A 14,630-nucleotide genomic window follows, 5' to 3' on the forward strand; every position below is an offset into this window, starting at 1 on the left:
GGCTACTCCGCCTGACAAACACTTGTTTGAAACATACGTTTCAGCCTATGCCTTGTCAAGCCTGCCAGTTCGTTTTGGGAATGGTCGGTCAGTTATTTAACCACAACAAGGACGCCACATTAATCGACGTCGTCACTGACCGTCCGGCGGCATGGCAAAAAACGATCATTGCCAAGACTGCTTCACTGTATATAATCCCAGTCACTGTATAAAAAGACAGAGCGATCAATATGCTTAAGCTGACGCCACGCCAAGCCGAGATTCTGGCCTTTATCAAACGCTGCCTCGAAGACAACGGCTACCCGCCGACACGTGCGGAAATCGCTCAGGAACTGGGTTTCAAATCACCCAACGCGGCCGAAGAGCATCTCAAGGCCCTCGCCCGCAAAGGCGCGATCGAGATGACACCCGGCGCTTCTCGCGGCATTCGCATCCCCGGCTTCGAAGCCAAGGTCGACGAGTCCACGCTGCCGATCATCGGTCGAGTGGCTGCCGGCGCGCCGATTCTCGCCCAGCAGCACATCGAAGAGTCCTGCAACATCAACCCGGCCTTCTTTCATCCGCGCGCCGACTACCTGCTGCGCGTCCACGGCATGAGCATGAAGGACATCGGTATTTTCGACGGTGACTTGCTAGCGGTTCACACCACCCGCGAGGCACGCAACGGTCAGATCGTGGTTGCGCGGATCGGCGACGAAGTTACCGTCAAACGCTTCAAGCGTGACGGCAGCAAAGTCTGGCTGATTGCCGAAAACCCCGAGTTCGCCCCTATCGAAGTCAACCTGAAAGACCAGGAACTGGTCATCGAAGGCTTGAGTGTCGGCGTCATCCGCCGCTAAAGGAGGCTTTATGCAGTTCCCACACGCACCTCAGCAAACACAACTGCCGTTGTTCGAAGCGTTTCTGGCGCAACCGCTCGCCCCCATCCTCAAGGATGTCGTCGAGCGTCCGTGGAATACCGAACCTGAAGCGTTCAGCGAGCTATCACTGCGCGGTGCGGCCGGGAACTGCCTGAACCTGCTGGCACCGATTCTTCGCGAACTGAGCGAAGATCAGGATGCACGCTGGCTCACCCTGATTGCACCGCCTGCCAGCCTGACCCAGACCTGGCTGCGGGACGCAGGACTGAATCGCGAACGCATCCTGCTGTTGCAACCACGTGGTGCTCAAAGCGCTCAGCAACTGGCCTGCGAAGCATTACGCCTGGGCCGCAGCCACACAGTCGTCACGTGGCTGAATCCACTGAGCGCAGGATCACGGCAACAGCTGATCAGCGCCGCCCGTACCGGGGACGCTCAAAGCCTGAACATTCGTTTGGGGTGATTCAGCAACAATGCGCGCCATGTAAAGCGCAGGGCTTCTCCAGGGATAGAGAAGCCGATCTGGAGCAGTAACTGACAGACAGCGGATCAATGAAGAACCCGCGGCCCCTCATCCTTATCGAATTCGCCTTCAACCATACGCCCCGCCATTTGCACGCCGACGCTCAACATCGCCTTGGCAATTTCAACGTGCTGGCCTTGCAGAAACGCCTTGGCATCCTCGGAGAAATCCAGAGTCACCAGAGAACCCTCGTCCTCGGCCCTGCGCAGTTCGATTCGGCCGTCTGGTAGCTCGACAATTTCTAGAAAGGACGTTGGCATATAGGTCTGTTCTCCACGAAAGGCAGGGATTATATAGACATCATTCAGGCTTCGCTCGGGATCTTGACCAGCAGCACGCCTCTCGTCGCCGCCAGTCCACAGTTCCTCAGCACTCGTTCAAGCCTTCACGGAAACGGATCGCCAGCCCCTTGAGGTTCTGCCGCCAGCTCTCGAGCTCTTCGCGGCTCAGCTCTTCAACCGCCTCTTCTTCATCCAGATTCACCGCCTGAATTAACGGCTGCGTCACATCGCCCTTCGGCTTGTGTGGCACCCGTGGCGGCTGAAACAGCGCCGAGTGCGCGGCCAGCAATTTAGCCAGCCAGGTCTCCGGATTGCCTGCCAGCTCGATCATCTCCGCCAGCTCAGGAATGGCAATCGACTCCAGCACTTCGCGGGTCAGCAGAGTTTCCGCCCGCGACGCATTGGCTTGCGGCAAACGATAGAAGCCGGCGATTTCATGACACAGCCCCAACAACGCACCGTAGAGATGAAACAGTGCGGATTCGCGCCCGGCCTGAATCAGCGCCAGCGAGTTCATCGCCCGCCCCTCTTCGGCCCTGGCCAGCGCTTCCAGCGACAAACCCGCGAAATAGATCTTCTGATTGGTACGGGTATAAAGTTCGTGGGCCATGTCGGCACTCTCCACAACGAAATAATTGCTTCACACAGGCCGGACAGTGTCATGGATCAGCCGATCTGACCGCAAGCATTAAACAAAAAGGCCGCATGAAAACCCGAAGGTTGTCATGCGGCCTTTTGTGTTGAAGATGCCCAGTCAGGGCACCTTCAGATCAGCGATTGCTCAAGCCTTGGCTTTCGCCGGACGCTTGTCCTCAACTGTCCACTTACCACCGTCGAAGAACGCTTTCCAGCCAGTCGGCTTGCCGTCGACTTCGGTCTGAACATACTGCTCTTTGGTCTTGCGGCTGTAGCGGATCACCGCTGGCAGGCCATCCGGATCCTTCTGCGGCGCTTCGCACAGGAAATGGTACTTCGGATCGATCTCGTCCTTGTGCGGCAGAATCTCGATCACTAGCGGAGCACGGGTCTCGCGGTTTTTCGGGAATTGGCTGGCCGCCAGGAACAGGCCGGATGCACCGTCGCGCAGGATGTAGGTGTCGTTGACCTTTTCGCATTTCAGCTCAGGCATCTTCACCGGATCCATCTTCGGCGGCGCCGCGTCACCGCTTTTCAGCAGTTTGCGGGTGTTCTTGCACGTCGGGTTGGTGCAACCGAAGAACTTGCCGAAACGGCCGGTCTTGAGCTGCATCTCGCTGCCGCACTTGTCGCATTCCAGGCTCGGACCTTCGTAGCCCTTGATGCGATAGCTGCCTTCTTCGATCTCGTAGCCGGCGCAATCCGGGTTGTTACCACAGATGTGCAGCTTGCGCTTCTCGTCGAGCAGGTAGGCGTCCATCGCCGTGCTGCAGATCGGGCAGCGATGCTTGCCGCGCAGCACCAGGGATTCCGACTCGCCCTCGTCGTCCGCCGCGATTTCATCGCCCGGCACCAGGTTGACGGTGGCCTTGCAGCGCTCTTTCGGCGGCAGGCTGTAACCCGAGCAGCCGAGGAATACACCGGTCGATGCAGTACGAATCTGCATCGGACGGCCGCAGGTGGTGCAAGGAATGTCGGTCATTACCGGCTGGTTGGCACGCATGCCGGCTTCCGGATTCTCCGCCACTTCAAGTTTTTTCTTGAAGTCGCCGTAGAACTCGTCCAGCACGTTTTTCCAGTCGCGTTCACCCTGGGCCACGTCATCGAGATTCTCTTCCATGCCGGCGGTGAAGCCGTAGTCCATGAGATTCGAGAAGCTTTCCGACAGACGCTCGGTAACGATGTCGCCCATCTTTTCCGAATAGAAACGACGGTTGTGCAGGGTCACGTAGCCGCGATCCTGAATGGTCGAGATGATCGCTGCGTAGGTCGAAGGACGGCCGATGCCGCGCTTTTCCATTTCCTTCACCAGGCTGGCTTCCGAATAACGGGCCGGCGGCTTGGTGAAGTGCTGGGACGGATCGAGCTTTATAAGCTTCATCACGTCGCCCTGCGCCATGTCCGGCAGAACGTCATCGTCGCCAGGCTTGGTGATCTGCGGCAGCACACGAGTGTAACCGTCGAACTTCAGGATGCGGCCCTTGGCGCGCAGCTCGAAGTCGCCGGCAGCGACGCTGACGGTGGTCGACAGGTATTGCGCCGGCAGCATCTGGCAAGCCAGGAACTGGCGCCAGATCAGCTCGTAGAGGCGCTCAGCGTCGCGCTCCATGCCGGCCAGCTTGGCTGGCGTGGTGTTGGCGTCAGACGGACGAATCGCTTCGTGAGCCTCTTGTGCGCCTTCCTTGCTGCTGTAGACGTTCGGCGACTCCGGCAGGTACTTCTTGCCGAACTCGGTTTCGATGTAATCGCGCGCCATCGCCACGGCATCAGCCGAGAGGTTGGTCGAGTCGGTACGCATATAAGTGATGTAGCCGGCTTCGTACAGACGCTGAGCCATCATCATGGTTTTCTTCACACCGAAGCCCAGGCGGTTACTCGCGGCCTGTTGCAGTGTGGAGGTGATGAACGGTGCCGACGGCTTGCTGCTGGTTGGCTTGTCTTCACGCTTGACGATGCTGTAGCTGGAAGATTTGAGCTTCTCCAGCGCGGCCGTAGCCTGGGCTTCGTTCAGCGGTTTGAAGGCTTCACCTTTCTCGCGAGCCACTTCGAAACGCACGGTCGAACCTTTGGTGGTGCCGAGGTCGGCGTGCACTTCCCAGTACTCTTCCGGGTTGAACGCACGGATCTCGCGCTCACGCTCCACCACCAGCTTCACGGCAACCGATTGCACGCGACCGGCGGACAGGCCACGAGCGATCTTCGCCCACAGCAGCGGTGAGACCATGTAGCCGACGACGCGGTCGAGGAAACGACGGGCCTGCTGCGCGTTCACTCGATCGATGTCGAGTTCGCCCGGCTCCGAGAAGGCTTCCTGAATCGCCTTCTTGGTGATTTCGTTGAACACCACGCGCTTGTAGCGGCTGTCATCACCACCGATGGCTTCGCGCAGGTGCCAGGCAATGGCTTCCCCCTCGCGATCCAAGTCGGTTGCGAGATAGATGGTGTCAGCATCCTTGGCGAGCCGGCGCAGCTCTTCGATGACCTTTTCCTTGCCCGGGAGGATCTCGTACTTGGCTTTCCAGCCGTGCTCGGGATCGACACCCATGCGCGAGACCAGCTGCTTGCGCGCCTTCTCTTTCGGCGACAGCGCTGGCGCTTCGCCCGCAGCAGCTTTCCCGCGCTTGGCGGCTGGCTCCTTGCTGGCGCTAGCCGAACCGCTGGTGGGCAGGTCTCGGATATGGCCGATACTCGACTTCACCACGTATTGGTTGCCCAGATACTTGTTGATGGTCTTGGCCTTAGCCGGGGATTCCACAATGACCAGCGATTTGCCCATGGATCAGAAAATTCCTGAATTCTAGAAGTGAAAGGCGGTTGGCGCCTGACGCGGCACCGCTATATATAGTGGCTACAAGGTGAGGTCAAGCGCAGGGTTTTGCGCGCACTCGCCTTACGGCTTCGAAAAAAGGCTCGGTTCGGCTTGCACCAAAGCAAAGCGTGGGACCTGCTCCCCGTCAACCTCGACGGACTCCAGGAACATGCTCAAGGGACGTACCCAGAAGCCGTAATCGCCATACAGGGCTTGGTAAAAGACCACTTCTTCTTCGGTCTCGGAATGCCGCGCAACACTGAATACGCGGTACTGCGGACCTTTGTAATGTTGGTAGAGCCCAGGTTGTATCGGCATGCTTCGGCCCTCACTCAAATTTTTTCAAAATAAAAACAAAAATAAATCCGCAAAAACAAAAACCGGGGCACTTGGCCCCGGCTTCCATCGACGAGACGCTTAAACGCGTTCGAAGACGGTGGAGATGCCTTGGCCGAGGCCAATGCACATGGTGGCCACCCCGAAGGTGCCGCCATTCTGCTTCATCACGTTCAGCAAGGTGCCGGAAATACGGGCACCGGAGCAACCGAACGGGTGACCCAGGGCGATCGCGCCGCCGTGCAGGTTAACCTTCTCATTCATCTTGTCGAGCACTTTAAGGTCTTTCAGCACTGGCAGAGCCTGTGCGGCGAACGCTTCATTGAGCTCGAAGAAGTCAATATCGTTGATACCCAGGCCGGCACGTTTCAGTGCTTTCTGAGTAGCCGGTACCGGACCATAGCCCATGATGGCCGGGTCCACACCCGCTACCGCCATCGAGCGGATCACCGCCAGAGGCTGGATGCCCAGGTCTTGCGCACGCTGTGCCGACATCACGATCATGCACGAAGCACCATCGGTGATCTGCGACGAAGTACCGGCCGTCACGGTGCCGCCCTTTGGATTGAACGCCGGCTTCAGAGCCGCCAGACTTTCCAGGGTGGTTTCCGGACGAATGGTTTCGTCGTAGTCGAAGGTTTTCAGGAAACCGTTCTCGTCGTAACCCTGCATCGGGATAATTTCGTCCTTGAACTTGCCTTCCACAGTCGCCTTGTGGGCCAACTGGTGGGAACGCACGCCAAAGGCGTCCTGCTGTTCGCGAGTGATGCCGTGCATTTTGCCCAGCATTTCAGCGGTCAGGCCCATCATGCCCGAGGCTTTCGCCGCGTACAGGGACATGTGCGGGTTCGGATCGACACCGTGCATCATGCTCACGTGACCCATATGCTCGACGCCGCCAACCACGAACACGTCACCGTTGCCGGTCATGATCGCTTGCGCAGCGGTGTGCAGCGCGCTCATCGACGAGCCGCACAGACGGCTGACGGTCTGGCCGGCCGAGGTGTGCGGGATCTGGGTCATCAGCGACGCCATGCGCGCGATGTTCCAGCCTTGTTCGAGGGTCTGGTTCACACAGCCCCAGATCACGTCCTCGACTTCTGCAGGATCGACCTTGGTGTTGCGTTCCAGCAGTTTGCTGATCAGGTGCGCCGACATGTCTTCGGCTCGGGTGTTGCGGTGCATGCCGCCCTTGGAGCGGCCCATCGGAGTACGACCGAAGTCGACAATCACGACGTCTCTAGGATTCAAGCTCATAAGTTCACTCTCACTCTAGTTGGGGGCGCTTAACCGAAGAAGCTCTGGCCGTTCTTGGCCATTTCGCGCAGCTTCGCGGTCGGGTGGTACAGCGCGCCCAAATCAGCGTACTGGTCGGCCAGGGCAACGAACTCGGCAACACCGATCGAGTCGATGTAGCGCAGCGCACCGCCACGGAATGGAGGGAAACCAATACCGTAGACCAGACCCATGTCGGCTTCGGCAGCGGTTTCGACGATGCCGTCTTCCAGGCAACGCACGGTTTCCAGGCACAGCGGGATCATCATCCAGTTGATGATGTCTTCGTCAGTGACTTCGCGCTGCTCGTAGACGATCGGCTTGAGCACTTCCAGTACCGACGGATCGGCGACTTTCTTCTGCTTGCCTTTCTTGTCGGCCTCGTAGGCATAGAAGCCTTTACCGTTCTTCTGACCGAGACGCTTGGCTTCGTAAAGCACGTCAATGGCCGAACGACGGTCGTCCTTCATGCGGTCCGGGAAGCCTTCGGCCATCACGTCACGACCGTGGTGACCGGTGTCGATGCCGACCACGTCCATCAGGTACGCCGGGCCCATTGGCCAGCCGAATTTTTCCATGATCTTGTCGATACGGACGAAGTCCACACCGGCGCTGACCAGCTTGGCGAAACCGCCGAAGTACGGGAACAGTACACGGTTGACCAGGAAGCCCGGGCAGTCGTTGACGACGATCGGGTTCTTGCCCATTTTCTTGGCGTAGGCAACGGTGGTGGCAATCGCCAGCTCGCTGGACTTCTCGCCACGGATCACTTCCACCAGCGGCATCATGTGCACCGGGTTGAAGAAGTGCATGCCGACGAAGTTTTCCGGACGCTTGAGGGCCTTGGCCAGCAGACTGATGGAAATGGTCGAGGTGTTGGATGCGAGGATGGTGTCCTCTTTGACCTTGTCTTCGACTTCCGCCAGAACGGCTTGCTTGACCTTCGGGTTCTCGACCACGGCTTCAACGACCAGGTCGACGTGACCGAAATCGCCGTAGGACAGGGTCGGACGAATGCCGTTGAGCACTTCAGCCATTTTCGCGGCGGTCATGCGGCCTTTATCAACGCGACCGACCAGCAGCTTGGCGGCTTCAGCCAGACCTTGCTCAATGCCGTGCTCGTTGATGTCTTTCATCAGGATCGGCGTGCCTTTGGAAGCCGACTGATAGGCGATACCGCCACCCATGATGCCGGCGCCCAATACGGCAGCCTGCTTCACGTCCTTGGCGATTTCGTCGTAGGCCTTGGCCTTTTTCTTCAGTTCCTGATCGTTCAGGAACAGACCGATCAAGCTCTGCGCGGCAGAGGTCTTGGCCAGTTTCACGAAACCTGCGGCTTCGACTTCCAGCGCCTTGTCCCGACCGAAGTTCGCGGCTTTCTGGATGGTCTTGATCGCTTCGACCGGGGCCGGGTAGTTCGGGCCAGCCTGGCCAGCCACGAAACCTTTGGCGGTTTCGAAAGCCATCATTTGTTCAATGGCGTTCAGCTTGAGCTTTTCCAGCTTGGGCTGGCGCTTGGCCTTGTAGTCGAACTCGCCGGAGACGGCGCGCTTGATCAGCTCAAGGGCGGCATCCTGCAGTTTTTCAGGGGCAACCACGGCATCGACGGCGCCGACTTTCAGCGCGTCTTCAGGACGGTTTTCCTTGCCGGCGGCGATCCACTCGATGGCGTTGTCGGCACCGATCAGGCGCGGCAGGCGCACGGTACCGCCGAAGCCCGGGTAGATGCCCAGTTTGACTTCCGGCAGACCGATCTTGGCCTTGGTCGACATGACGCGGTAGTCCGCTGCCAGGCACATTTCCAGACCGCCACCCAGGGCGATGCCGTTGATCGCGGCGACGGTCGGAACGTTGAGGTCTTCGAAATCGCTGAAGATCTTGTTGGCTTCGAGATTGCCAGCAACCAGCTCGGCATCCGGCAGCTTGAAGTTGTCGACAAATTCGGTGATGTCGGCGCCGACGATGAACACGTCCTTGCCACTGCTGACGATCACGCCCTTGATCGAAGCATCTGCCTTGATGGTGTCTACGGCCTGACGCAGTTCGTTCAGGGTAAGACGGTTGAACTTGTTGACGGACTCACCCTTGAGGTCGAATTTCAATTCGACGATGCCACTTTCAAGAGCTTTAACCGTGATGGCTTTACCTTCGTAAATCATCAACTGATCTCCACGATATGGAAGCTGAACAGTACACGTCGGACGCAGGCAAATGGCTCGGCAGGACGTTTTTTCGTCGATGCTGACACCCATCCACCCGGCACACCCGCCAACGCGATAGTCGGGATTCTGTAGGAGCAGTCTGCAATACAAACGCTCAATTCATACGCCCGTTTGATTTGGGTACGCCACCTTCACGGAATTTCCGACAATTGTCAATCGCCCTAAATACGGGTTGAAATGCGACTTTGCGGTCATTTCTGTAGGACGCAGCCCGGCCACACACGCTTGCATGTGAGGGCATTCATAAGATTAATAGTTAGAAAAGTCGCCCTAATTCACCGCAAGCCTTGTTTAACAGGCTACGCTGGCTGGACTACGAAGGAAAACAGGCGCAGATTTGCTGACCGGATGACTCCGGTTCAACGCCAAAAAGAATTTCCGGCCTGCCTGGCCAACCCCGCCCGATGAATCATGTCGGGCTTTTTATTGCGCGTCTGCCAGACATTTCGCACCGTTGCAGCGCGAAAAGTCTGCAAGTCATGCCAGTGCTTTCAGCGTGGCATCGATTTCCAGCAAAACCGACGCATCACCCTTCTCGCCCCAGTAGAGAGCGATCATCTGCTTATCGGCCTCGACCTTGAAAACGTTGCCCGGCAATTTTTCGAAATGATTCAGCAGCAGCGGATCCTCACAGACTTCCTGCCACTGATTCACCCAAACACCCGGGGATTTCTGCCAATACGTCCAGCACGCCGGCTGCTTGCCACGGCGTGGCCGATGGTATTGCGCGCACGGGTTTGGCGGCTCCTGGCTCAGCCAGTGCGGCCACTCCTGGGGCGCCAGCTGCATGGCCAGCCCGATACGTCGAGCCTCCGTGCGCAAGGCTATCCGGCCACTCTGTGCACGGGACGGACGCAACCACGCCAGGGGACTCAACACCACCAGCAGGATTGACACCACCAGCCAGACCGTCATATCTCTACTCCCGATTCTTGATGAGCCCATTGCGTCACTTTGGAACCAATGCGCTTGAAACCAGCCATACTTAACAATATTGATCCCTCACGAGGAGCACCTCATGCCCTACCACCATATCCTGGTCGCCGTAGATCTGACCGAAGAGTGCGACCCTGTGATCCACCGCGCCCGAGAGCTGTCAGTGAGCAATGGCGCCAAGCTGTCGCTGGTGCATATCGTTGAACCGATGGCCATGGCCTTTGGCGGTGACGTGCCGATGGATCTGTCACAACTGCAACAACAGCAGTTCGATCAGGCCAAGGAACGCCTGGAACGCCTGAAGCACAAGTACACCGAGCTCGAAGGCGCCAACTGCCACTTGACCTACGGCCAGCCGCGTCAGGAAATCCACCATTTCGCCAAGGAACAGGAATGCGACCTGATCGTGGTCGGCAGCCATGGCCGGCATGGTCTGGCGCTGTTGCTGGGCTCGACCGCCAACGACGTGCTGCACGGTGCACCTTGCGATGTGCTGGCGGTGCACTTGGTCAAACGCTGATCCCAGGCACTTGTGAAAAGCTAAAAAAGCCCGACGCCCATCACTGGACGCCGGGCTTTTTCATACCTGAAACAATCAGGCGTCCAGCTCGGCCCAACGCTCCACCAGCGCATCCAGCTCAGCCTGCAACTGCTCCAGAGAAGCAATCACCTTGGCCGTCTCGGCCGGCGGACGCTGATAGAAGCCGGCCTCGGCCATTTCAGCCTCGACAGCAGCAATCTGCTGCTCCTTGGCGTCGATGTCGCCCGGCAGCGCTTCCAGCTCGCGCTGAAGCTTGTAGCTCAACTTCTTCTTCGCAGCCGGGGCCGCAGCGACTGGTGCGGCAACCGACGCTGGTTCGGCAGTGACCACCGCCGAGTTCAGGTCGGCCTTGCCGGATTTGCTTTCGGTCACGCCCAGCAGACGCGGCGAGCCGCCCTGACGGATCCAGTCCTGGTAGCCGCCGACGTATTCGCGAACCTTGCCTTCACCTTCGAATACCAAGGTGCTGGTGACCACGTTGTCGAGGAATGCCCGGTCGTGACTGACCATCAGCACAGTGCCGTTGAAGGTCAGCAGCACTTCTTCGAGCAGCTCGAGGGTTTCCACGTCGAGGTCGTTGGTTGGTTCGTCGAGTACCAGCAGGTTCGCCGGCTTGCTGAACAATTTGGCCAGCAACAGACGCGCACGCTCACCACCGGACAACGCCTTCACCGGCGTGCGGGCACGCTGCGGGCTGAACAGGAAGTCGCCGAGATAGCTCAGCACGTGGCGGCTCTGGCCGTCGATATCGATGAAGTCGCGACCTTCGGCGACGTTGTCGATCACGGTCTTTTCCAGATCCAGTTGATGGCGCAACTGGTCGAAGTAGGCCACGTCGATCTTGGTGCCCTCTTCCACTTTGCCGCTAGTCGGTTGCAGACCGCTGAGCATCAGTTTCAGCAAAGTGGTCTTGCCGGTACCGTTGGCGCCGAGCAAACCGATCCGGTCGCCGCGTTGCAGCACCATGGAGAAATCGCGGATCAGGAACGGACCGCCCGGATGCGCGAAGCTCACGTTATCCAGCACCATCACCTGCTTGCCGGACTTCTCCGCCGTTTCCAGCTGGATGTTGGCCTTGCCGGTGCGCTCACGACGCTCGCTGCGCTCCACGCGCAATGCTTTCAGCGCACGTACGCGGCCTTCGTTACGGGTACGACGAGCCTTGATGCCCTGGCGAATCCACACTTCTTCCTGGGCCAGACGCTTGTCGAACAGCGCGTTGGCGGTTTCTTCAGCGGCCAGCGCGGCTTCTTTATGGACGAGGAAACTGGCGTAGTCGCCGTTCCAGTCGATCAGGCCGCCGCGATCCAGTTCCAGGATGCGGGTGGCGAGGTTTTGCAGGAAGGAACGGTCGTGCGTGATGAACAGCACGGCGCCCTGGAAATCCTTCAACGCTTCTTCAAGCCAGGCAATCGCACCGATGTCCAGGTGGTTGGTAGGCTCGTCGAGCAGCAGCAGATCCGGCTCGGACACCAGCGCCTGCGCCAGCAGCACACGACGACGCCAGCCGCCGGACAGTTCGGCGAGGGTCTTGTCGGCCGGCAGTTGCAGGCGGCTCAGGGTGCTGTCGACCAGGGTCTGCAAGCGCCAGCCATCGCGGGCTTCGAGGTCGTGCTGAACGTGCATCAGCTTGTCCAGATCGGCATCGGTAACGATGTTCTGGCTCAGGTGATGGTATTCGGCGAGCAAGGCGCCGACGCCGTCGAGGCCTTCGGCGACCACGTCGAACACAGTCCGCTCGTCGGCCACCGGCAATTCCTGTGGCAATTCACCGATTTTCAGACCGGGGGCACGCCACACCGAGCCGTCATCAGGCTTCTGGTCGCCCTTGACCAGTTTCATCATGCTGGATTTGCCAGTGCCGTTGCGGCCGATGATGCACACCCGCTCACCACGGGCGATCTGCCAGGACACCTTGTCCAACAACGGCATCGCGCCGAATGCAAGGGACACATCGCTGAATTTGAGCAGGGTCATGAGCTTCTCCAAAAACCGGGCGCGCATTCTACCTGAATCGGGGCCCGAGCAGGCCGGCAATTTCGCCGCTGACGCACTCTGCACAACAATTGTTGCGAACTTGTGCTGCAAGGCCGGCAAAGCTTTCGCCGCCTGCTGGCAAAAGGCTAAGCTACAGACAATTCAGTGCGGGTTTTGGGCCGGCACTTGTCATGATTTCTCTGCCCGGATGTCTCATGCGCAGTCGCCTCTTCAGTGTTTTGTCATGTTTGCTGCTTTCCGCCGCTGCCGTTCAATCCGCCCAGGCGGTGGACCTGTCCACCCAACGCCAGTATTACGATGAAGCCAAGCGCGCCCTGGCCAAGGGCGACACCGGCCCGTATTTCCGTTACAGCCAGGCCCTCGCCGATTATCCGCTGGAGCCATACCTGGCTTACGACGAGCTGACCGCCCGACTGAAAACCGCCAGCAACGCGGAGATCGAAAAGTTTCTTGCCGAGCACGGTGACCTGCCCCAGGCCAACTGGATGAAGTTGCGCTGGTTGCGTTGGCTGGCCGATCGCGGCGACTGGGCGACGTTCGTCAAGTATTACGACCCCAAACTGAATTTCACCGAACTGGACTGCCTGAACGCGCAGTACCAGATCAGCCACAACAAGAAGGCCGAGGGCTACGCCAACGCCGAGAAACTCTGGCTGACCGGCAAATCCCAGCCCGCCGCCTGTGATGCGCTGTTCGGCATGTGGGCCGCCGAAGGTCAGTTGACCGAACAGAAACGCTGGGAACGCGCCAAACTCGCCGCCCAGCACCGCAACTATCCACTGGCCAACAGCCTGGTCAACGGCCTGACCACCCTCGCCCCGCGCGGCCGCTTGCTGGTGGACGTAGCGCAGAAACCGGAATTGCTCAACCAGCCGTCGCGCTTCACACCGGCCGATGAACCGATGTCGGACGTGGTCAGCCTCGGCCTGCGGCGCCTCGCGCGTCAGGATCCGGACAAGGCCATGGCCCTGCTCGACGGTTATGCCAGCAGCATGCATTTCTCCCGGGATGAAAAAGTCGCCATCGCCCGGGAAATCGGCCTGACCCTCGCCCGTCGATTCGACAGCCGCGCGCTGGACGTGATGACCAAGTACGACCCGGAGCTGCGCGACAACACCGTGTCCGAATGGCGTCTGCGCCTGCTGCTGCGTCTGGCGCGCTGGGACGACGCCTACCAACTGACCCGCCGTCTGCCGCAGGATCTGGCCACTACCAACCGCTGGCGCTACTGGCAGGCCCGCAGCCTGGAACTGGCGCAACCGCAAAACCCGGAAGCGCAGACCTTGTACAAGAATCTGTCGCGGGAGCGTGATTTCTACGGCTTCCTCGCCGCCGACCGCTCGCAGTCGCCGTATTCGCTGAACAACAAGCCGCTGGTGCTCAGTCAGGCGCTGATCAACAAGGTGCGCAACACCCCTGGCGTGCGTCGTGCGCTGGAGTTCCACGCCCGTGGCCAGATCGTCGACGGTCGCCGCGAGTGGTATCACGTCAGCCGGCACTTCAGCCGCGACGAAATGGTCGCCCAGGCGAAACTGGCCTACGACCTGAAATGGTACTTCCCAGCCATCCGCACCATCAGTCAGGCGCAGTACTGGGATGATCTGGACATCCGCTTCCCGATGGCCCACCGCGACACTCTGGTGCGCGAAGCCAAGGTGCGCGGCCTGCATTCGAGCTGGGTGTTCGCCATCACCCGTCAGGAAAGTGCATTCATGGACGACGCCCGCTCCAGCGTCGGCGCCAGCGGCCTGATGCAACTGATGCCCGGCACCGCCAAGGAAACCGCGCGCAAGTTCAGCATTCCATTGGCCTCACCACAGCAGGTGCTCGATCCGGATAAAAACATCCAGCTCGGCGCCGCTTACCTGAGCCAGGTGCACAGCCAGTTCAACGGTAACCGCGTGCTCGCCTCCGCCGCCTACAACGCCGGCCCCGGCCGCGTGCGCCAGTGGCTGCGTGGCGCCGACCACCTGAGCTTCGACGTGTGGGTGGAAAGCATCCCGTTCGACGAAACCCGCCAGTACGTACAGAACGTGCTGTCCTACTCGGTGATCTACGGCCAGAAACTCAACTCGCCGCAACCGCTGGTGGACTGGCATGAGCGGTATTTCGACGATCAGTGATCGGGGCGTGTTTCGCCGATAGATCGACGTAAACAAAAATGCCCGCATCGAGAGATGCGGGCATTTTTTATGGCGCTCTACTGGGTCGGT

The 14,630-nt window shown here is 59.4% G+C and carries 12 protein-coding genes; 4 read left to right on the forward strand and 8 right to left on the reverse strand.

The features are described from left to right. The first annotated feature begins 230 nt into the window (after positions 1-230). Both lexA and sulA read left to right on the forward strand, forming a co-directional pair. Positions 231-839, forward strand: a complete 609-nt coding sequence (gene lexA, locus AC0R79_RS21120; protein WP_007953044.1) for a transcriptional repressor LexA — start codon at positions 231-233, stop codon at positions 837-839. Between the two features lie 10 nt (positions 840-849). Continuing rightward, positions 850-1,323 carry an SOS-induced cell division inhibitor SulA gene (gene sulA / locus AC0R79_RS21125; protein WP_474731600.1) on the forward strand — a complete coding sequence of 158 codons (474 nt, stop codon included), beginning with the start codon at positions 850-852 and terminating at the stop codon, positions 1,321-1,323. A gap of 86 nt (positions 1,324-1,409) precedes the next feature. On the opposite strand, the gene AC0R79_RS21130 is transcribed toward sulA, so the two are convergent. The 7 genes from AC0R79_RS21130 to AC0R79_RS21160 form a co-directional block, all read right to left on the reverse strand. After that, positions 1,410-1,643: a hypothetical protein gene (locus tag AC0R79_RS21130; RefSeq protein ID WP_007953047.1), complete on the reverse strand. Its 234-nt coding sequence runs from the start codon at positions 1,641-1,643 to the stop codon at positions 1,410-1,412. Positions 1,644-1,749: 106 nt separating this feature from the next. Next, complete coding sequence (locus AC0R79_RS21135; RefSeq protein WP_085608208.1) at positions 1,750-2,274, reverse strand: DUF6586 family protein; 525 nt, start codon at positions 2,272-2,274, stop codon at positions 1,750-1,752. A gap of 171 nt (positions 2,275-2,445) precedes the next feature. Beyond that, positions 2,446-5,076 carry a type I DNA topoisomerase gene (gene topA, locus AC0R79_RS21140; protein ID WP_085608207.1) on the reverse strand — a complete coding sequence of 877 codons (2,631 nt, stop codon included), beginning with the start codon at positions 5,074-5,076 and terminating at the stop codon, positions 2,446-2,448. A 114-nt stretch (positions 5,077-5,190) separates the two neighbouring features. Continuing rightward, on the reverse strand, positions 5,191-5,427 hold the full coding sequence (locus AC0R79_RS21145) for a DUF1653 domain-containing protein (protein WP_007953059.1): 237 nt from the start codon (positions 5,425-5,427) through the stop codon (positions 5,191-5,193). 99 nt (positions 5,428-5,526) lie between these two features. After that, positions 5,527-6,702, reverse strand: a complete 1,176-nt coding sequence (gene fadA / locus AC0R79_RS21150) for an acetyl-CoA C-acyltransferase FadA (protein ID WP_007953060.1) — start codon at positions 6,700-6,702, stop codon at positions 5,527-5,529. A 29-nt stretch (positions 6,703-6,731) separates the two neighbouring features. Beyond that, the gene (gene fadB, locus AC0R79_RS21155) at positions 6,732-8,879 is read right to left on the reverse strand and encodes a fatty acid oxidation complex subunit alpha FadB (RefSeq protein ID WP_007953061.1); all 2,148 of its coding nucleotides are present in this window, start codon (positions 8,877-8,879) and stop codon (positions 6,732-6,734) included. 540 nt (positions 8,880-9,419) lie between these two features. Further along, the gene (locus AC0R79_RS21160; RefSeq protein ID WP_011335196.1) at positions 9,420-9,857 is read right to left on the reverse strand and encodes a hypothetical protein; all 438 of its coding nucleotides are present in this window, start codon (positions 9,855-9,857) and stop codon (positions 9,420-9,422) included. Positions 9,858-9,960: 103 nt separating this feature from the next. Between AC0R79_RS21160 and AC0R79_RS21165 the strand changes: the two genes are divergently transcribed. Further along, on the forward strand, positions 9,961-10,398 hold the full coding sequence (locus AC0R79_RS21165) for a universal stress protein (RefSeq protein WP_007953063.1): 438 nt from the start codon (positions 9,961-9,963) through the stop codon (positions 10,396-10,398). A gap of 75 nt (positions 10,399-10,473) precedes the next feature. On the opposite strand, the gene AC0R79_RS21170 is transcribed toward AC0R79_RS21165, so the two are convergent. Next, positions 10,474-12,396 carry an ATP-binding cassette domain-containing protein gene (locus tag AC0R79_RS21170; protein WP_474731601.1) on the reverse strand — a complete coding sequence of 641 codons (1,923 nt, stop codon included), beginning with the start codon at positions 12,394-12,396 and terminating at the stop codon, positions 10,474-10,476. Between the two features lie 215 nt (positions 12,397-12,611). Between AC0R79_RS21170 and AC0R79_RS21175 the strand changes: the two genes are divergently transcribed. Next, positions 12,612-14,540 carry a transglycosylase SLT domain-containing protein gene (locus tag AC0R79_RS21175; RefSeq protein ID WP_007953066.1) on the forward strand — a complete coding sequence of 643 codons (1,929 nt, stop codon included), beginning with the start codon at positions 12,612-12,614 and terminating at the stop codon, positions 14,538-14,540. The last annotated feature ends 90 nt before the right edge of the window (positions 14,541-14,630 follow it).

It is taken from the genome of Pseudomonas sp. HD57-3, from assembly GCF_056113135.1.